Consider the following 19,660-nt stretch of genomic DNA (forward strand, 5'->3'; position numbering starts at 1 on the left):
TTTATAAATTATTGACCGCCAAATATTATTATCCAGTCAATTTCTTTGGCTGTAATTCTAAGAAGTTTCCCTTTGCCACATGAGTAATAAATAGGATAAGCGGGCATTACCAGACTAAAGTCACAAATAAAACGGTATATAGCTATCAGGAATATTTAAAAGTGATGAACAAAATGAATAAATATACATTTGCAGAAATCCGATCCAATTTTCTTCACGTATATAAGCCCATTCGTCACTGATTTCTTGTCTTTATTTACCTTAAATAATACCCAGGAACTAGTCAGACTTATATAAAATAGACATTATTCAATAAATGTATCCTATTATCCATAAAAAATAAAATGAACAGAATTAAAACAATTGCAATTTCGGCCTTTGCCATCTTCTCAGTTTATACAACTGAAGCACAAACCTTTAAGGAGCCTCTCGGCTATAAACTTAAAAATGGCATGAACATTATTATTTCTGAAAACAACAGGTCGCCAAAGGCTTATTCCAGCTTCACCTTAGATGCTAAAGCCTTCGATAATAAAAAAGATGGCGTAGTTGAATTACTAAATGCCGTATTAAATGAAAACGTGGGCAAAAATGCGAACATCAGTTTTAAAGATAACAGCGGCAAACTGGCTACCGCTAGTACCGATCTTGCAAAAGATTTAACTGAAATGGCTTCTTTGATCCGGAATGCCACAATCGATCAAAAAACTTTCAATATTGCAAAATCTAAATTGATAACCAGCTTAAAAGCAAAAGATTATGATTACGATCAACCGGTAAATGAAAATTCGATCAATGCATTAACTTTAGCTGATGTAAAAAGTTTTTATAGCCAGATATCTCCGGAAAAAACGTTTTTAACCATTGCAGGTGATGTGGAATTAAATACTGCCAAAGCTTCAGCAAAAAAAGCTTTTGGCAACTGGAACCGAATACAAGAACCTGCATTAACTGCAGCAAAGTAATATTAAAATTAAATTCAGGCCCTTTGATTTGTTCAAAGGGCTTTTTTATGCCCAAAATATTACAAGAGATTAAATTTAAACGGCACGTATTCAAGAAATCATTCAATATATTCGTTTTAAATAAAGCATCATTTCCGAAACCGACAGATGAAAAAAATACACTCACTCCTAATTTTTTTTACCATAATAGTAAAGACAATTACTTATTTGCAGTGCAAAGTATCGGAAATGACAACACTGAAAGCTTGCCAGTAGTGCCGGGCATTGGCCGGTGATAAAACATTTAGGATTTACCATTGTTTAAACTCAAATTTATAGCATGAAATTTAAACCGGTAGCTTTTGTCATCAATATTGCCATCACGTTGGGTATAGGTGCTTTAGGTGCATGGGCGACACTTCAATCTGTCAAAACCTGGTATCCAACATTAAAAAAACCTTCTTTTAATCCCCCAGATTGGCTTTTTCGCCCTGTTTGGACAATGTTGTATATACTTATTGGTATTGCAGCCTATCTGGTATGGATAAAGCGCGACAAAATTGTTCATTTTCCACGAACAGTTGCCATTTACCTTATCCAGTTAATTTTAAATTTAGGCTGGTCGTTCATTTTCTTTTACCTGCACGAAGTTGGCTTTGCGCTGGCTGAAATTATTTTACTGTTGATTTTCATTGTGATCAATGCAGTTATGTTCTATAAAATAAACAAATGGGCAGGACTGATTTTTATCCCATATTTTATTTGGGTAAGTTTTGCCACAATTTTAACTTATAACATTTTCATGTTGAACTAATTTTAAAAGAAAACCCTATTTTTAGAGAGTGGTAACTTTTAAAAGATTTTTGCTGATCCTCTTCGTTCTGTGCTGTAACCAATTGCAGGCGCAAAAGGTAGGACTTGTGTTTAGCGGAGGCGGTGCGAAAGGATTGGCGCACATTGGCACGTTAAAGGCTTTAGAAGAAAACCACATCCCTATTGATTACATTACCGGCACATCGATGGGCGGCATTGTTGGTGCCATGTATGCTGCAGGTTATAGCCCTGCTGAGATAGAAAAAATTGCGTTGAGCAACGACTTCCAGAATTGGGTAAATGGCCGTTACACGAGCGACTATACTTATTATTTTCAGAAAAATGCACCCAATGCCTCCATGCTAACTGCAAAAGTGGCTATTGATACCGGTTTTCATTTTAGTTTCCGCTCTAACCTGATTAATGATATTCCATTAAATTTTGCTTTTCTTGAGCTTTTCTCTCAGGCTTCTGCGGTATCAAAAGACAATTTCGACAATCTTTTTGTTCCCTATCGCTGTATGGTAGCAGATGTGCTTTCGCAAAAAAGCATAACGGTAAGCAAGGGAAGTTTAGCAGAAGCGGTAAGGGCAACCATGACAGTACCTATTATCTACCGGCCAATTAAACTAGACGGAAAATATGTTTTTGACGGCGGACTCTATAATAATTTCCCTGCCGATGTAATGGAAAGAGATTTCAAGCCTAATTATGTAATTGGTGCCAATGTTTCTTCTAAAACTTATAACGAGTACCCTAAAAACATCGACGATCGTTTAATGAACCGCTTTCTGGTTTACATGTTTTTATCTAAATCAGACTCTACCATGATCGGTAAAAATGGTGTATACATCCAACCCGATTTAGCTACTTATAGCACAACAAATTTTGCCCCTGTAGAAGAGTTGATCAAAAAAGGATATGATGCAACCATAGCCGATATGCCAAGAATTAAAGCATTAATCAGCAAAAGAGTAAGCGATGAAGAACTGGCAAAAAGAAGAGAAAAATTTAATGCAAGAAAACCTGAGTTAAAATTTAGCAACGTTATTGTATCAGGGGTTAATGCACAACAAAAAAAATATGTAGAAAGGCTATTTAAAAGTGACAAAACCACTTTTGATCTAAAGGATATCAGAAGGGGCTATTACAAACTGGTTGCCGACCAGACTTTCGAAACGGTATATCCTAAAATTTCTTATCAGGCTGCAACAGACAGTTATACCTTTGAGGTGGTTGCACAACCGAAGAAGAGCTTTAAACTCGAATTAGGTGGCAATATCTCCACAAGGCCAATCAGCAATGTTTTTTTGGGTGCCCAGTACAATTACCTCAACCGAAAATCGTACACTTTCGGAACCAGCTTTTACTCCGGTCGTTTTTACGAATCGGTGCAGGTAAACGGCCGGGTAGATTACCCAACTAAGTTGCCCTTGTTTCTCGCTGGCGAGTTAACCTACAATCACTGGAATTTCTATAATACCAGCCAGATATTTATCGAGAACCCACATCCTATTTATATCGAACAATCAGACCGGAAGATTGATCTGATGGTGGGCATGCCTTTAAATTACAATACGAAAATTGTCCTTCACTCTACCTTTATCAATAACAGTGATCATTACAGTCCCAACAATACCTTTGGTGTTGGAGATGTGTTGGATGAAACCGTTTTTAATGGATTTAGAGGTTCGTTAAACCTCGAAAAAAATTCACTCAACCGGAAACAATATGCCACAAACGGACAGAGTTTTTCTTTAAGTTTTAATTATACCACTGGTCGCGAAAATTACGATCCTGGTAATATTTTCCGCAATACCGCGGGTTTTGTAAAAATTCCCGGGAGTAGCCAGCTGCACCATTGGGGAAGCATTAAGCTCAGCCAGGAAAACTATTTTTTTCACCTTAAAAAATATACTTTGGGTTATATTGTTGAAGGTGTTATTTCAAATCAACCCTTATTTAGCAACTATTACGCAACACTTTTAACCGCTCCGGCCTTTTACCCGCTGCAAGATAGCCGCTCGCTATTTCTGGATAAGTTTAGGGCCAGCACTTATGCCGCCGGTGGAATAAAAAACATTTATAATGTTAAAAAAAATCTCGATTTTAGATTGGAAGGATACTTATTTTTGCCACATAAAGAGTTTGAGCTGAACAATTTCCAGGATGTAGATTACGCAAAAGCGATTACAAAATTACGCTATGCGGCCACTGCAGGTTTAGTTTATCATTCTCCACTTGGCCCCGTAAGCTTAAGTTATAATTTATATAATGATGCAGTTAAAAGAAATGGTGTATTATTGCATATCGGTTATTTAATTTACAATAAACGTTCTATCGAATGAAACGAATCTTAGTCTTATTATCCCTGTGTTTAATCGGCTTTTCCGGCTTTGCCCAAAATGCAGCAATCAACAATTTTCTGGTAAAAGAAAACCTACTTAAAAATAACAAACTAGCCATTATTGCAGCCGATTCGTTGAATAACCCCAACGAGAATATAAACGGAACCTACACCTTCAACGTGAGCGGTTTCACCCAGATTTTAAAATTTAACGATGGTATTGCCGTTCTGCCACTGCCAATAGATAAATCTACATTCGTTTACATCAAACACCAGAACGATACCGGTACACACAGCAAACTGGTATACGTGTATAAAAAAGATACCGATTTAAGTCCTTACGCCATTAATAGTTTGTGGCTGTTTATCATTCCCATAGCACTCATTATCATTGCATTCGCCTTCCGTAAACTCATCATATTTGTGGTGATTGTATTTTTGGTATTTGTATATTTTAACCACAGTAACGGACTAAACCTTTCTACCTTCTTCGAAAGTATTTTTGACGGGTTGAAGAACCTCGTCTGACCGCTAAAGTGATCTGTGAGGACACAAACCACGGCAGTGAGAGAGAACAATTGCATAAACGATCGTCATCCCTGAACCGAGCCTTAGCGAGCTCACCGAAGGTAATTTATTTCAGGATCTTTCTGGTTCAATTGGAATTCATGCTCACACTCGTTTCCAACGAGTGTGAAAATAACAAATCGTTTTTAACGATTAACTTTATTGTTTAGCACGAAAGGTTTAATGCAATTTCTATTTTTAGAAAAGCAAAGCCTGCGGTGCTTCGGTTCCGCCAGTCCCGCCCTTTGCTTAATCCCGATAAATTTAAACGATGATAAAAATATCACCTAAATCGGGATAACACTGTCGGTCGGGTTTATTGAACATAAGTCCTTCATTCCTGTGAACCTTCAGCTATAGTGATCTGTGAGGACACAGACCACGGAAAACAAATTGTATAAACGGTCGTCATCCCTGAACCGAGCCTTAGCGAGCTCACCGAAGGTAATTTATTTCAGGATCTTTCTGGTTCGATTGGAATTTCATGCTCACGCTCGTTTCTAACGAGTGTGAAAATAACAAATCGTTTTTAACGATTAACTTCATTGTTTATCACAAAAGATCTAATGAATTTCTATTTTTTAGAAAAGCAAGGCCTGCGGTGCTTCGGTTCCGCCAGTCCCGCCCTTTGCTTAATCCCGATAAATTTAAACGATAATAAAAATATCACCTAAATCGGGATAACACTGTCGGTCGGGTTTATTGAACATAAGTCTTTCATTGATGCTCACGCTCGTTTCTAACGAGTGTGAAAATAACAAATCGTTTTTAACGATTAACTTTATTGTTTAGCACGAAAGGTTTAATGCAATTTCTATTTTTAGAAAGCAAGGCCTGTGGTGCTTCGGTTCCACTAGTCCCGCCCTTTGCTTAATCCCGATAATTTAAACACTAATAAATATATCATCTAAATCGGGATAACGCTATCGGCCGGGTTATTGAACATAGGTCTTTCATTGATGCTCACGCTCGTTTCTAACGAGTGTGAAAATAACAAATCGTTTTTAACGATTAACTTCATTGTTTATCACAAAAGATCTAATGCAATTTCTATTTTTTAGAAAAGCAAGGCCTGTGGCGCTTCGGTTCCACTAGTCCCGCCCTTTGCTTAATCCCGATAATTTAAACACTAATAAATATATCACCTAAATCGGGATAACGCTGTCGGACTGGTTTATTTTACCCCCAATAGTAGCACATTTTAAGCCTCCTAAACCCGATCGAAGCGGGATGCCGATTTTTCATCGGCAGAAGCGGGAGCGGGACTGCTGTAAGCTAAAAGCTTCTGAAATTGCTTTACAAAAACCCTAGTCTCGACAGACAACAACAATCACTATAATTATTTTTGATTACTAATTTTTTTAGTAAATTTGATTTATGGAAAATCTATTTTTAGTGTGTTTAGTCCCTCCCATTTCTATTGTAGAAGACATTAACGAGATCAGAACCTACATTTCAGACAAATTTAATGTGCACGAATCATTAAAACGTCCGGCACATATTACCTTATACCCTCCGGTAAAATTGTCGGATTACCATACGGAAAAAAGTTTTTTCAAAGCTTTAACAGATGCTTCCTTCCATCAACCCTTTACACAGGTACTCCGAAATTTCAATTCATTTCCTGAACATACCTTTTATCTCGATGTTGAACAAAATGAAGGATTAATGCTCTTGGAAAAACAGCTAACCAAAGTCCTGCAACCTTTAAAATTGATTGAAAAAAAAGAAAAATTCAATCCACATTTAACATTGGCTTTCAGAGATGTAAAACCACCCGTTTTCAAACAGATTTCTGCTGAATTTAAAGACCGTAAATTTAAACGGGAATTCCTGGTTTCATCCTTTTCTGTTTACAAGCATATAGATAGAAGGTGGCAGCCCTTTAAAGAATTCTCTTTTAAAGATCCCGATACAAAACCCAAAGCTTTAAGTCTTTTTGGTTAATTAAAACGGCATACCTATACCAAAATTGTATTGTATAAAACGATAGGTATCAGGCCCATGTTTAGCATTATAAGTATCTTTAAAATCTCTCGCTCCGGATAAAAACTTACTGATCACCCATTGATCTGAACCCGAGAACTGGGGATCTTTAAGTTTTAAGCCCACATCAAACCTAAACACAAAATATTGCACATCGTATCTCAATCCTACACCTGTTCCAACAGCCAGCTGCTGTGCAAATTTACTTAATCTAAATACGGTTTGTTCATCAAGTGTTGGCGTTGAAACGAGAATTGATTCGCCTTTACGTAGGTTCCATACGTTACCAATATCAACAAAAGCTGCGCCTTTTAATGTTGCACCAAGAAACTTCTTGGCCACGGTAAAACGGTATTCAAAATTGGTCTCAATCCGCATGGTTCCAAGCTGATCAAGCCCAAAAAATGCCCTTCTTAGCGTATCACTTCTTAAAAGACCTCTATCGTAGTTACCAGGCCCAATGGTTCTTGCCTGCCAGGCCCTTATTCCGCTCGATCCACCAGCAAAAAACTGCTTTTCGAATGGAATACCTGTTAACAACGAATTTCCATAAGCATAAGCTACACCTGCGTTTAAACGGGCCACAAACTGCCGCTCCCCACCCAAGTGTTTGTACCACCTGAGGTCAACCTCCGGGCGCATATATTGGTTAAATGGCAAGCCCAGTATTTTCGCAGGATCGTTGTTTGCAGGATCATTTTTATTGCCGCTTAATTTGGATATGCCCTGCAACAGATTACCCGCAATATCCATCCCTGCCCTTAAATAAACAAAAGACCGGTATTCATTTAGCTTATTTGCATTTAAGGTATAGGTATATTTCATCCCCAGGGTTAAATCTTTACGCCCTAACAATGTTGAGTAGTACAGGTTATTCAATTTGGTTTGAGGATCAACATTAGGGGCTAAATTACCAAAGCGGTATTCGAAATTCAGTGGGGTAAAAGAGTGTAACTTAGATTTGGTTTCAAACCAATCGTAAGTGATCGAATTGATAAAAATTCTTCTTACTGATACATCTTTCTGTAAAGCATAAATATAACTGCTTGCAAAAGTGGTGTGTGGCATTCCATTACCACCTAAAACCGGGTTGTAGAAAGGAATCATCAATCTGGGCACCGAAATACTAGCACTGATTGAAAAATCGCGCTGATAAATATCACTAAAGGGTTTAGCGCCGTTGCCAATTCTTGATTGCAAACCACCTTTTACCTGAAGTTCAAATCGTTCTGCTCCTCTGAAAATGTTATTATTGGTATAGGTATTTCCAAGAGTAAACCCTACTGTACCTCCATTAAACGGCACCTCACCTTCCACACGGTTAGTCATCACCTTTTGTGGAATAAGCTGGATTACAGCATTTACTTTATTTGAGGTACTGTCTCTCCTGAAATAATCGATTTTTACATTTTTAAAGATATTGAGTTCATATAATCGATCGTAAGTGAGGTTTTCATTCCTGATATCGTAAAGGTCGCCTTGCTTCAGAAAATCATACCTCACAATTGGGTTTCTGCGGTAGCGTTTGGAAAAATCGGTGAATATAATGCCGTTAACCGTGTCTTTGCTAAGCTTATAACGCACAGAATCAGGAAAACCATCAGGGTTAGGTGCAATAATCATGTGGGTAAATCCAATATTGAACTGCTTATGTTCGCCATCGTTAGGGTTGGCTACATTCAGGTTCAGATCAATTTTATTGGTTTTAGAAGTAGGCTCTGCACCATAAACGTCGAAATTAACATAGGGCCTTAAGAAATAAAAATACCCATTTTCTTTCATGATGCGGTAAATCTGTTCCCTTTCGTACGTTAAAGAGTCTTCATCGTACTGCATTCCCTTGTGTAAATGGGTTATTTTAGCCTTATTCGATTCGTAAAGGTTTTTAATATTTGTATTTGGTATTGAATCGGAAAGTTTATCAATAAGATAAGCAGGCCCGGGTTTTGCGCTGAATACAATTTCGGCCTTTTTATCTGCAATCTTTATAGCAGAAGTAACTTCGGCCTGGCGATAGCCCTTACTTTTTAAAAATTTCTGGATCTGTGTTCTGGAAATTTCGACCAGCGTGCTATCTAAAATGGCTGGAGGCGTACCAAACGGCTTAATATCACTGGTTTTATACCGACCATCTTTAGTATTAAACAGGTTATATAATGGCACCTGAATACTCAGCTTAGAAGCCGGCCTGATATCTTTCTGAACATAGTTATAAGCCTGTTCTTCAAACTTAGCATCAACACTGTCTATAGTTACCTTTTTCACTATCGATTGATAGTCGGCAATGTATTTAGTTGATGAGCAGGCCTGAATTAAAACAATAATAAATAGTAATATTGCAGTGCTTTTCAGTTTAATATTTATTGAGTTTTGGTATGCTTTCAAAATCACAGATTAGTTTTATAAAATCGTTACATCAAAAAAAATATCGTAAAGAACATGGTTTGTTTATTGTTGAAGGTATAAAATCCATAAAAGAATTTTTCCAATCAAGCTACCAGATCCACACTATATTTTACAACAGCGAACAATACAATTTGTTACCCAAATTACCCGCAAATATAAACTTATTTGAAGTAAAGAACGCCGAATTAGACAAGATTAGTACGCTGCAAACGCCACAAGGCTTTTTAGCGCTTGTTCATATCCCCAAAAACAAAGAATTAGAGCTAAAAGAGCTAAAAAATCAGTTTACTTTAGTTTTAGATGGTGTTCAGGATCCGGGTAATATGGGCACCATTATACGTACGGCAGATTGGTTTGGTTTTAAAAACATAATTTGTTCTGTCGACTGTGTAGAAGTATTTAACCCAAAAACGGTACAGGCTACCATGGGCTCTTTGGCACGGATAAATGTTTATGAAGCAGATTTACCAGCATTGTTAGAGAAGAATACCATTCCTGTTTTCGGAGCATTATTAGATGGCGAATCGATTTACAAAACGCAATGGGGAGCTGAAGGATTGGTGATTTTAGGTAATGAAGGAAAGGGAATATCGGCAGAAGTGATCAAAAAAATAAATAAACCGGTTACCATTCCAAAAATTGGGGAGGCAGAATCTTTAAATGTAGCCGTAAGTGCCGCAATCTTTTGCGCTGAGTTAGTGAGAGTTCGAAATTAAATTAAGATATTATTTGCAGGCTAACTAATAATTGCTATTTTTGCAGCCTTGAATTTAAGGGTCGAGTGGCCGAGTGGCTAGGCAGAGGTCTGCAAAACCTTCTACAGCGGTTCGAATCCGCTCTCGACCTCCATTTGTACAAATAAAATAATTAAAAGGTTATTACCATGGCAGTTACCAGATTAAAAAGAAAAGACAGAAGAAATAAAAATACAGCTCACCAAGAGGTTGCATTTTTAAAGAGAGCAACTAACATCGAGTTAGGAAGCCGCTCTGCACAACCTAAAAGCGATCAATTAGCTAAAAACAATGCTGTTTTAGCTACTTTGACTAAATAGTTTTTAGAAATTCTTCTTAAAGATTTAAAGTATCCTTCTGATCAAAGGATGCTTTTTTTTATGCTTTATATTTTTTCACATTCAAATAAACTATTTTAAAACATGAACACTAAAAAACGCTTATCAGTTTTCATTATTATTTTAATCAGCTCGTTATCAACAAAAGCTCAATATTCTAAAGATAACGTAGAAACTAATCTAAATTCGTTCTCAACTATTAATGGCCAATGGCGATCAGTTACTCCAGCAAATAATACACTTGGAACTACGTTCTACCAGGGATTGAATTTTGGCTACGACGCAAATAATTATGTAAGTATTACCAATCCGATTTCAACGAACGAACTTTATTTCGGCAGATGGGGTTATTCTTGGAAAGGCTGGAACAGGATTTGGCATTCAGGAAATCTAAACAACACGGAAGTTGATTTTAATGCAAAAGCAATTAACTGCTCAAAAATGTTTTTAAATATTCCTGGCTCTGCAGAGCTAATTAACGGACTAAATATTGATATACAATCTTTTGGCACCAGCGAAAACGCCTTGAGAAGTTCGTTTTTTAAAGTTAGGGATATTGGGGCAGGCAATTTTATTCCTTTTATTATACGCGGCGATGGAAATGTAGGCATTGGTATTGCTAACCCAACTGTAAAATTGGATGTAGATGGAACCATTCGCGCAAAAGAAGTAAAAGTCTGTATAAATCAGGGCTGCGATTTTGTTTTCAGTAAAGATTACAAATTAATGCAACTCGATGATCTTGAAAAATTTGTTACGACTAAACAGCATCTTCCCGAAATTGCTTCTGAAAAAGATATGATCTCCAATGGATTAGAAATGAAAGAATTTCAGCTAAAACTATTACAAAAAACAGAAGAAATGACACTTTATATCATTAACCTTAACAAAAGGGTGAAAGCCCAGGACCAAAAGATAAAGTCTCTTGAGGAAAGATTAAAATTAAAAAGATAATATATTGTTAATCTCGGAGCATCTTTCTGATCAAAGGATGCTTTTTTTATGCCTTGATTTTTCCTTTAATAATTTCTCTTTTTTAATTTCAGTTTATCATCATAACTAGTTTATTGTAAGAAATGAGCCTCACAAATAATTACATTTTCACATCGGAGCGATTAGGATTCAGAAACTGGAACTCACTTGATTAACCCGATGCACGGGATAAATACTGATAAAGAAGTAATGGAGTTTTTCCCGGGTATGCCATCAAAAGAACAAACCATTGAATTTATTAACAGAATGCTAAAACAATTTGAAGAAAAAGGATTTTGCTATTTCGCCGTAGAAAAATTAGAAAATAAAGAATTTATAGGTTTCATCGGGCTATCAGAACAAAATTACAACGCTGAATTTACACCTTGTATTGATATAGGTTGGAGAATAAAAAGTAGTGAATGGAATAAAGGTTTTGCTACGGAAGGAGCAAGAAAATGCCTTGATTATGCTTTGAATGTTTTAAATATTCAAAACGTGTATTCAGTTGCTCCAAAATGCAACAAAAAATCAGAATACATCATGGCAAAAATTGGCCTGACAAAACTATGTGAATTTGAACACCCCCTATTAATTAATAATGACAGACTTAAAACTTGTGTCTTATATAAAAAATAACTTCTTTCTCTTTACTTCAAAATGAAACAACTATTCACAATATTATTTTTCACTATTGCATCGCTTGAAATACATGCTCAAAGAAATACCTTATATTCAAAAGCTTATGGTGCAAACACCAACCCTCCAGTAATTTTTATTCACGGAGGACCAAGAGGAAATTCGACACTTTTTGAAGGAACAACAGCTCAAGTATTGGCAAGTAAGGGGTTTTATGTAATCGTATACGATCGTCGTGGTGAAGGGCGTTCAATTGACACAGCGGCAAAATTTACCTTCAAGGAAGCAATTGACGATTTAAACGGACTTTTAAAATTCTATAAAATCAAAAAAGTAAATATTATTGCACATAGTTTCGGCGGCTTAGTGGGTACACTCTATGCGGAACAACATCCTGAAAAAGTAATATCATTAACTCTTGCAGGTGCATTATTTTCTCAACAGGAAACCTACGATCACATTTTAAGAACAACCAAAAAAATATATGAAGAAAAACATGACAGCTTGATGGTCTCTAAAATCTTAGGAATTGAAAACCTGGATAAAAATTCGGCCGAATACAGAAAACAATGTTATGAAATTGCGAGCAAATGCAACTATTTTAAGATGCCGCATCCAACAGCAGAATCTAAAAAACTCTGGACTGCTTATGAACTTGGAAATTTCAATAAGGTTAACATCAGAAATGATAAAGCGCCAATACTTTTTTATGAAAATGAAAGCAGAAATAATATTGACACAAAACCTATTTTAAAAAAATTAAAAAACCTGGTCAGTTTGTATGCTATTTATGGAGGGGAAGATAAAATATTTTCAGTAAAACAACTTATCGATATGAAGTCGATAGTAAGTGAAAAAAACTTTTCGATTATCGAAAATTGTTCTCATTACCCATTTGTAGACCAGCAAAAAATTTTTATAGAAACCTTAACAAAGTGGATAAAATAAGTAATAACACATTGCTAATCTGAAATATCTAATGCATCTAAACGCACATTAGCCGCAGAAAAATCCGGAATTAAGAGAGATTATCCTGCATCAATAGGCTATATCCAAATTGCCCCCCTTACTTTACCAGGGCTTTGCAAATCGATTTAATTAACCCTGGCCCCTCATATATAAAACCAGTATACAATTGAATTAAAGATGCTCCGGCATCCAGCTTCTCTTTTGCATCTTCTGCGGAATGGATCCCACCTACCCCAATAATCGGGAAAGCTTTGTTTGATTTTTCTGAAAGATAACGAATGACTTCAGTAGAGCGTTCTTTAACTGGTTTCCCACTCAATCCGCCGGTTTCAGCTTTTAATTGCTGCTCTGTGGCCAGGTTTTCCCTGCTGATGGTGGTATTGGTCGCGATAATACCTGCAATCTTCGTTTCTGCTACAATCTCTATAATATCGTCTAATTGCGCATCAGTTAAGTCAGGCGCAATTTTTAACAGAATCGGACGTGAAATATCGTTTTTACGGTTGCGCTGTTGTAAGGTATTCAGAATTTTTTTCAGGGGCTCTTTTTCCTGCAGTTCGCGTAAACCAGGCGTATTTGGCGAACTTACATTTACTACAAAATAGTCTACCACATCAAAAAGACGGTCGAAACATTTAATATAGTCGCTTACTGCATCTTCATTTGGTGTAGCCTTGTTTTTACCGATATTTCCACCCACTACAATATCAGGATGTTTATCTTTCAGCAAGCGCAAACGCTCGGCCATTACATCCACTCCCTTATTATTAAAGCCCATCCGGTTAATTAAGGCTTCATCGTTAGGTAAACGGAACATACGGGGTTTATCATTTCCTGGCTGAGGCATTGGTGTTACCGTACCCACTTCAATAAATCCGAATCCTATATTACTAAGTGGTTCCACATATTCACCATTTTTATCAAATCCGGCAGCCAGGCCAACAGGATTTCGGAATTTTATTCCAAAAACCTCACGCTCTAAACCTTTAATGTGTACATCAAAGCTGCTACGGATAATGGTTTTACCCAGTGGAAATTTATCATTAAACCACTTTAACCGCTTCACTACAAAATAATGTACATTTTCAGGGTCAAATTTGAAGAATATTGGTTTAATAAGGCGATACATGGCACGAAGATAAGAACTTAATGGGAAAAAGGAAAATGGGACAGTTTTCAGTTACCAATTCTCAGTTACCAGTAAACTAATGAACCAATGACCAATTAAACTCCTCATCCATTTTCCTTTTCAATCATTCTAGTATGCTGCTGTAAACTGCTCCTGGTGATGTGTATTATTTTCCAATTCATCCGCAATAACTATCGCCAAATCTTCTACCGATAAAATAGAACGGCCTTCTTCATTAAAAACAGGGCTTGTTTTACCCAAACGGTATTTTCCGGTACGGCCAGTAGTGATACCCTGGTGCATCTCAATAGCCGGACTAAAAAACAACCAATCTAATTCTTTCTCTTGCTTTAGCGTATTAAAATAATCTCTTACTGCTGTTGCACCTGGCTTGTATTCGGCAGGGAAGTTTGGTCCGTCTACGATTTGGTGACCATCAATCTGCAAAGTACCCGCTCCACCAATAAAAATGTAACGTTTAACGCCCGATGCTTTTACAGCAGCCTGAATGGCATTTGCGCCCTCTACTGTATCGTTATATAAATTTGGATTGGTCCAGCCTGCGTTAAAAGCACTTACCACCGCATCCGCTCCTTTTAAAGCTGCCGCTAATTTTTCGGTTTCTAAAACATCAACAGCAGTTTTAGTCACAAGATCATCGGTACTTTCAATTTTGGCGGTATCGCGTGCAATGGCGATCACTTCATTTCCACGACTTACTAATTCGTTCAAAATGGCTTTGCCTACAAATCCGGAGGCCCCAATTAATGCTACTTTCATATTATTTAATTTTAATTAACTTATTATTATAAAATTGTAATGTTTTTTATTACAGTTATATCCAAAAAAAAATTATTCAAACGCCGAGGCAAAATCTGCCAATGTCTGTTTTGATAAATTAGCGATTAGCGCATTCTCTGCATTGCTATACAGGGAATCTAAATGTTGATTGATCTGTCTACCGATCGGACATTTAGGATTCGGTTCATTTTTATGTTGCCCCAACACATTGCTGCTTCTAACCGATTGGTACACTTCACCCAGATTAATATCTTTGGCGCTTTTAGCCAGAAATGAACCTCCTCCCTTACCTTCTTTACTTTCAACAAAACCATGTTTGCGTAAATTCATAATTTCCTTGCGGACCAAAACAGGATTAATATTGATACTTCCGGCCAGGTACTCTGAACTCACAACAGCACCTTTCGCCTCATTTAATAAGGTTAAAATGTGTAGGGAGATTGGAAACCGGCTATTGCTCATTCTGTAACTATTTTTATTACAGAACAAAAGTAAGAAGGTTTTATCAGAATCAAAATTTATTTTACAATTTCTAATAACGCTTGGTCACTACGCTCAGGAGACAGTTTTTCCTATTTGACTTTCCACCTGAAAAAAGCCTTTAAATTTCGTACTTTTGCAGCCGAAATGATTTCAATAAATAATTTAACTTTCCTGATTGGCTCAAGAGCCTTGTACGATGACGCGAACTGGCACATAAAACCTGGCGATAGAGCCGGTTTGATTGGCGCCAATGGAACAGGAAAATCAACACTTTTAAAAATAATTGTAGGCGAATACGCACCGAGTTCAGGTACTGTTTCCATGTCGAAAGACCTGAAAATTGGCTACTTAAACCAGGATTTACTTTCTTATGATTCGCACCATAGCATTTTGCACGTGGCCATGGAAGCTTTTGAGCGCCAAAACCAGTTGCATGATGAAATTGAAGAACTACTTAAAAAAATCGAAACTGATTATAGCGAAGAGGTTTTATTTAAATTAAGTGATAAACAGCAGGAGTTTGAAGCTTTAGATGGCTATAACATCGAATATAGAGCTAACGAAATCCTGGCTGGTCTGGGTTTTAGTACTGCAGATCAGTTACGTCCGTTAAATACCTTCTCCGGAGGGTGGCGTATGCGGGTAATGCTGGCCAAAATATTATTGCAAACCCCTGATATCTTATTACTGGATGAGCCTACCAACCACATGGATTTACCTTCTATTAAATGGCTGGAAAACTATTTAATGGGTTTTGAAGGTGCCATTGTAATTGTATCTCACGATAGGTATTTCTTAGATAAAATTGTAAACCGTACGGTCGAATCACGTAAGGGCAAGTTAACTGTATATGCAGGTAACTATAGCTTCTATGTGGAAGAAAAAGCCTTACGTGGAGAAATCCAAAAGGGTGAATTTAAAAATCAACAGGCCAAAATTAAACAGGAAGAACGTTTAATTGAGCGTTTTAAAGCGAAGGCGAGCAAGGCTAAAATGGCTCAATCGCGGATGAAAGCTTTAGACAAGATGGAGCGTATTGATGATGTTGATGATGATAACCCAACCGTAAATTTTGCTTTCAAATTTTCTAAACCATCAGGCAGGCACGTGGTGCGGATAGAGCATGCCAACAAGAGCTATCCAAATGTGCACATTTTGGATGATGCTGAAGGTGTAATTGAAAAAGGCGATAAAATTGCCTTGATTGGTGCAAACGGTAAGGGTAAATCTACTTTATTGAGAATGATTGCCGGAACTGAAAAATTTGAAGGTTTCTGCGAAACAGGGCATAATGTTACCACCACTTTCTTTGCACAGCACCAATTGGAGTCGCTGCATTTAGAAAATTCAATTTTAGAAGAATTACAGGCATTTGCCCCAAAACATAGCGATACCGAATTACGGAGTATTTTAGGTTGTTTTCTTTTTACCGGTGATGATGTTTTCAAAAAGATCAAAGTGCTTTCCGGAGGAGAAAAATCGCGTGTGGCTCTTGCTAAATCTTTAACAACAGATTCTAACTTCCTGATTCTGGATGAGCCGACCAATCACCTGGATATCCAATCGGTAAATATCCTGATTCAGGCACTGGACCAATTTGAAGGTACTTTTATTGCCGTATCTCACGATAGGTATTTCTTAGATAATGTGGCCAACAAAATCTGGTTTATAGAAGGCGGAAAAATTAAACAATACCCTGGTACTTATGCCGAATATGAAGAGTGGAATAGCAAAAGGGTAATTCCTGTTGCGAAACCTATTCCGGTTAAAATGCCAGAAAAACCAAAAGAAGAACCAAAACCAATTACTCCCAATACGGCGAACCAGTTGAAAAAGCTGAATGACGAGCTGCAAAAAACAGAGAAACTGATTACCGAACTGGAGCAGAACGTTAAAAACATTGAAGCAGAACTGGCGGATGAAAATGTTTACGCCAAAGCCGATAAATTAGCAGAAGCCAACAAACGTTATTTAGCAACTAAACAAGATTTAGATAACAGCCAAAGTAAATGGGAAACACTGGCTGCTGAGATTATGGAGCTGGAGGGTTAGTTTTAATGTGCAGTCAGATCTTACCATCTGATTGTTAAGTGATCCTTAGAAAATCCAAAAAATAGAATTTGAATGCAAATTAAGATCAGTGTCAGATAGTAATATCCGACACCACGAGAAAAGCATATTAAGGCCACAGAAATTCTGTGGCTTTTTTTGTTGCCACGGAAGCTCAGAAACACGGAGATTAATGTTTCAAGTTATGTCATACTGAGGCACGAAGCATCTGTTTCATAGGTTGCAGATGCTTCGTGCCTCAGCATGACAGCATATTCAAGGTTGCTGTGAAAAGAAAAAACCACTGTATAATTCGTAATTATTTCCTTCTTAGATAGATCCCTCCACTACGGTCTTTTCATGTAGAAACATCTTTTGATTTGGATTTTTTATACGTTTTGCTAGCTTGCTTTAATAAATTACAGGTTTTACCGAAGAACGCCGTCAATCCCAAGGGCCTGAGAAATCAAAAAAACAGTTGCAGGAAAGAACAAATCGCATTGCCAAACCTAAAACGCAGTGGTTTTGTGTTCATAGACGCTAATTTAAAGCTTTAAGGAATATTGAACACAAAACGAAGTGCCACTGTTTTTTTGATGCGCGTAGGGTTGTGTAAAAGGCCCATTGTTGGATTGACAAAGCGCTTTGGGTACTTTGGCGCTCCAAAGTACCATGCCACCGCGGCATAGAGCGGAAAAACAATGTTTTCATAATTAATGTTTTATGAAAAAAATGCCTTTTAGTAGCTGGAAAGATGCTGATAGTAATATCTAACACCACGGCTAATCCTTGCCAACCAAACGCTAACCCAATTTTGTCACTTCCCAATAAAACTTTACTTTTAGCCATGCAGAAAATATTAATTCCGGTTTTATTTTTCATCTCTACCCTGGCCTTTGCGCAAAACGACAAAACGTTTACCAACGAGAATAAAATTTATCTTCCAAATATTAAAACTGTACTTTGCTATAACAGCAATAAAGAGCAAAGTTTACCTGTTATTATGCTCAATTCGTCAGAAACAATTACTTTTTCTTTTGATGACCTGCTGGCAGGCACCCAAAATTACTGGTACACCATCGAACATTGTACCGCAGAATGGGAAACTTCTAAAATTTCGAGCATCGATTATCTGGGGAGTTTTAATGACGACCGCATCATCAATTATCGCTATTCTTCTAACACCACACGAAAATATACACACTACGAAGTCAGCTTACCCAATACTCAACTCCAACCCAAAATCGGTGGCAATTATGTATTAAAAGTCTATTTAGATGGCGACAAAAACAAACCGGTTATTTCGCAGCGCTTCTACATACTCGATAGTCAGGTAGCTGTAGCAGCAGAAGTAAACAATTCCATGCAGGTAGAAAACAGGAACTACAAACAAAAAATCAACTTCACCATTAACCATACTTTCCCCATCCCTAACCCCTATCAGGATATAAAAGCGGTGGTGATGCAGAATTTTAATGCGAATACCATTCAGGTTAATACCAAACCAGCCTTTGTACGGCCAAACCAATTGGTTTATAATGACCTCAATACGAATGATTTTTGGGGAGACAACGAATTCAGGAAATTTGATACGAGGAGTTTGCGTTACAAGGCAGATAATGTGAAGGATATTTATCGCGATAATCAATCCGTAAATGTTATACTTTTCCAGGATGCATCCAGAACTGTAGGTGCGTTTGCCAACCAGTACGACGAGAACGGAAACTTTTTTATCCGCAATACCGACGGGCGCGACGATAAAACAGAAGCAGAGTATATGAGTGTTTTATTTACTTTAAATGCCCCGGCACCCAGCCCTAACGGCGATGCTTATGTTGTTGGCCGGTTTAACAATTTTACCATGAGCAATGAAAATAAACTGCTCTATGATGCCAATAGGAAACAGTTTTATGGTAACGTTATACTTAAACAGGGCCTATACGATTATGAGTATGCCTGGTATAATAAAGACACCAAACTAATGGAAACCAAACCTTTCGAGGGTGCATTTTTCCAGACCGAAAACAGTTACCAGATTTTCGTTTATTACCGCCGCCCGGGTGCGCGTTGGGATACCCTTGTTGGTTATACCAATCTAAGCAATAAAGTTGCAGACAGAAGGTAAGTCAGCTTGCAATGATGATGTGTCAAAATGCAAGGAAATATAAGCTTAAATGACCTCATATTTGTGCTTTAGTTTGGGTTATTTGGCGCCTTACATGAACGGTCGTCACCCTGAACTTGTTTCAGGGTCTTTATAGCAAGGCGGTTTAACAGGAAAGATGCTGACCACGATTAGCTAAGATCAACTTAAAAATCTTCTCTCCAATTAGATTCTGAAACAAGTTCAGGATGGCGATAGCTTTATTTGTCAACCTGACTTTTAATATTGCCATCCTTACCTTTATTGTTACATAAATTTTCTTTGTTTTAAATGTGGTTTTTTACTTTAGTGTTTCAGAAAGCTAACCAGATAAACACGT

The 19,660-nt window shown here is 37.2% G+C and carries 17 protein-coding genes and 1 tRNA gene; 13 read left to right on the forward strand and 5 right to left on the reverse strand.

From position 1 onward, the window contains the following. The first annotated feature begins 344 nt into the window (after positions 1-344). The 5 genes from ACUN24_RS23435 (at position 345) to ACUN24_RS23455 (ending at position 6,618) form a co-directional block, all read left to right on the forward strand. Positions 345-965, forward strand: a complete 621-nt coding sequence (locus ACUN24_RS23435; RefSeq protein ID WP_445564715.1) for a hypothetical protein — start codon at positions 345-347, stop codon at positions 963-965. A 319-nt stretch (positions 966-1,284) separates the two neighbouring features. Continuing rightward, positions 1,285-1,758 carry a TspO/MBR family protein gene (locus ACUN24_RS23440; RefSeq protein ID WP_445564716.1) on the forward strand — a complete coding sequence of 158 codons (474 nt, stop codon included), beginning with the start codon at positions 1,285-1,287 and terminating at the stop codon, positions 1,756-1,758. Between the two features lie 82 nt (positions 1,759-1,840). After that, a complete protein-coding gene (locus ACUN24_RS23445; RefSeq protein ID WP_445564717.1) occupies positions 1,841-4,105 on the forward strand; it encodes a patatin-like phospholipase family protein in 2,265 nt (754 codons plus the stop codon). Next, on the forward strand, positions 4,102-4,632 hold the full coding sequence (locus ACUN24_RS23450) for a hypothetical protein (protein WP_445564718.1): 531 nt from the start codon (positions 4,102-4,104) through the stop codon (positions 4,630-4,632). Before ACUN24_RS23445 ends, ACUN24_RS23450 begins: the two co-directional genes overlap by 4 nt. Positions 4,633-6,048: 1,416 nt before the next feature. Continuing rightward, positions 6,049-6,618, forward strand: coding sequence for a 2'-5' RNA ligase family protein (locus tag ACUN24_RS23455; RefSeq protein ID WP_445564719.1), 570 nt, complete (start codon positions 6,049-6,051; stop codon positions 6,616-6,618). Here ACUN24_RS23455 and tamL read toward each other — a convergent pair whose 3' ends face one another. Next, positions 6,619-9,042 (reverse strand): translocation and assembly module lipoprotein TamL, encoded by a 2,424-nt coding sequence (gene tamL / locus ACUN24_RS23460; protein WP_445564720.1) that lies wholly within the window; start codon positions 9,040-9,042, stop codon positions 6,619-6,621. On the opposite strand from tamL, the gene ACUN24_RS23465 reads away from it, so the two are divergent. The 6 genes from ACUN24_RS23465 to ACUN24_RS23490 all read left to right on the forward strand — a co-directional run bounded on the left by ACUN24_RS23465 (position 9,033) and on the right by ACUN24_RS23490 (position 12,694). Then, the gene (locus ACUN24_RS23465) at positions 9,033-9,779 is read left to right on the forward strand and encodes a TrmH family RNA methyltransferase (RefSeq protein WP_445564721.1); all 747 of its coding nucleotides are present in this window, start codon (positions 9,033-9,035) and stop codon (positions 9,777-9,779) included. The genes tamL and ACUN24_RS23465 overlap by 10 nt on opposite strands. A gap of 59 nt (positions 9,780-9,838) precedes the next feature. Then, positions 9,839-9,912 (forward strand) — tRNA-Cys (locus ACUN24_RS23470). A gap of 34 nt (positions 9,913-9,946) precedes the next feature. After that, entirely contained in the window at positions 9,947-10,117 is a 171-nt protein-coding gene (locus tag ACUN24_RS23475; protein ID WP_132400726.1) for a spore protein, read from the forward strand. Between the two features lie 102 nt (positions 10,118-10,219). Further along, the gene (locus ACUN24_RS23480; protein WP_445564722.1) at positions 10,220-11,089 is read left to right on the forward strand and encodes a hypothetical protein; all 870 of its coding nucleotides are present in this window, start codon (positions 10,220-10,222) and stop codon (positions 11,087-11,089) included. Positions 11,090-11,287: 198 nt separating this feature from the next. After that, positions 11,288-11,746, forward strand: coding sequence for a GNAT family N-acetyltransferase (locus ACUN24_RS23485; protein WP_445564723.1), 459 nt, complete (start codon positions 11,288-11,290; stop codon positions 11,744-11,746). A gap of 21 nt (positions 11,747-11,767) precedes the next feature. After that, entirely contained in the window at positions 11,768-12,694 is a 927-nt protein-coding gene (locus ACUN24_RS23490; protein ID WP_445564724.1) for an alpha/beta fold hydrolase, read from the forward strand. Between the two features lie 118 nt (positions 12,695-12,812). Here ACUN24_RS23490 and ACUN24_RS23495 read toward each other — a convergent pair whose 3' ends face one another. The 3 genes from ACUN24_RS23495 to ACUN24_RS23505 all read right to left on the reverse strand — a co-directional run bounded on the left by ACUN24_RS23495 (position 12,813) and on the right by ACUN24_RS23505 (position 15,107). Beyond that, entirely contained in the window at positions 12,813-13,844 is a 1,032-nt protein-coding gene (locus ACUN24_RS23495) for a quinone-dependent dihydroorotate dehydrogenase (protein ID WP_445564725.1), read from the reverse strand. A 129-nt stretch (positions 13,845-13,973) separates the two neighbouring features. Further along, positions 13,974-14,624 (reverse strand): NAD(P)-dependent oxidoreductase, encoded by a 651-nt coding sequence (locus ACUN24_RS23500; protein ID WP_445564726.1) that lies wholly within the window; start codon positions 14,622-14,624, stop codon positions 13,974-13,976. Positions 14,625-14,696: 72 nt separating this feature from the next. Next, positions 14,697-15,107, reverse strand: coding sequence for an Rrf2 family transcriptional regulator (locus ACUN24_RS23505; RefSeq protein ID WP_132400714.1), 411 nt, complete (start codon positions 15,105-15,107; stop codon positions 14,697-14,699). A 165-nt stretch (positions 15,108-15,272) separates the two neighbouring features. Here ACUN24_RS23505 and ACUN24_RS23510 point away from each other — a divergent pair, with 165 nt between their 5' ends. Further along, a complete protein-coding gene (locus ACUN24_RS23510) occupies positions 15,273-17,180 on the forward strand; it encodes an ABC-F family ATP-binding cassette domain-containing protein (protein ID WP_445564727.1) in 1,908 nt (635 codons plus the stop codon). A 537-nt stretch (positions 17,181-17,717) separates the two neighbouring features. On the opposite strand, the gene ACUN24_RS23515 is transcribed toward ACUN24_RS23510, so the two are convergent. Then, positions 17,718-18,026, reverse strand: a complete 309-nt coding sequence (locus ACUN24_RS23515; protein ID WP_445564728.1) for a hypothetical protein — start codon at positions 18,024-18,026, stop codon at positions 17,718-17,720. On the opposite strand from ACUN24_RS23515, the gene ACUN24_RS23520 reads away from it, so the two are divergent. Next, positions 18,025-19,302, forward strand: coding sequence for a type IX secretion system plug protein (locus tag ACUN24_RS23520; RefSeq protein ID WP_445564729.1), 1,278 nt, complete (start codon positions 18,025-18,027; stop codon positions 19,300-19,302). The genes ACUN24_RS23515 and ACUN24_RS23520 overlap by 2 nt on opposite strands. Positions 19,303-19,660: the final 358 nt, after the last annotated feature.

The organism is Pedobacter sp. WC2501 (genome assembly GCF_052682415.1).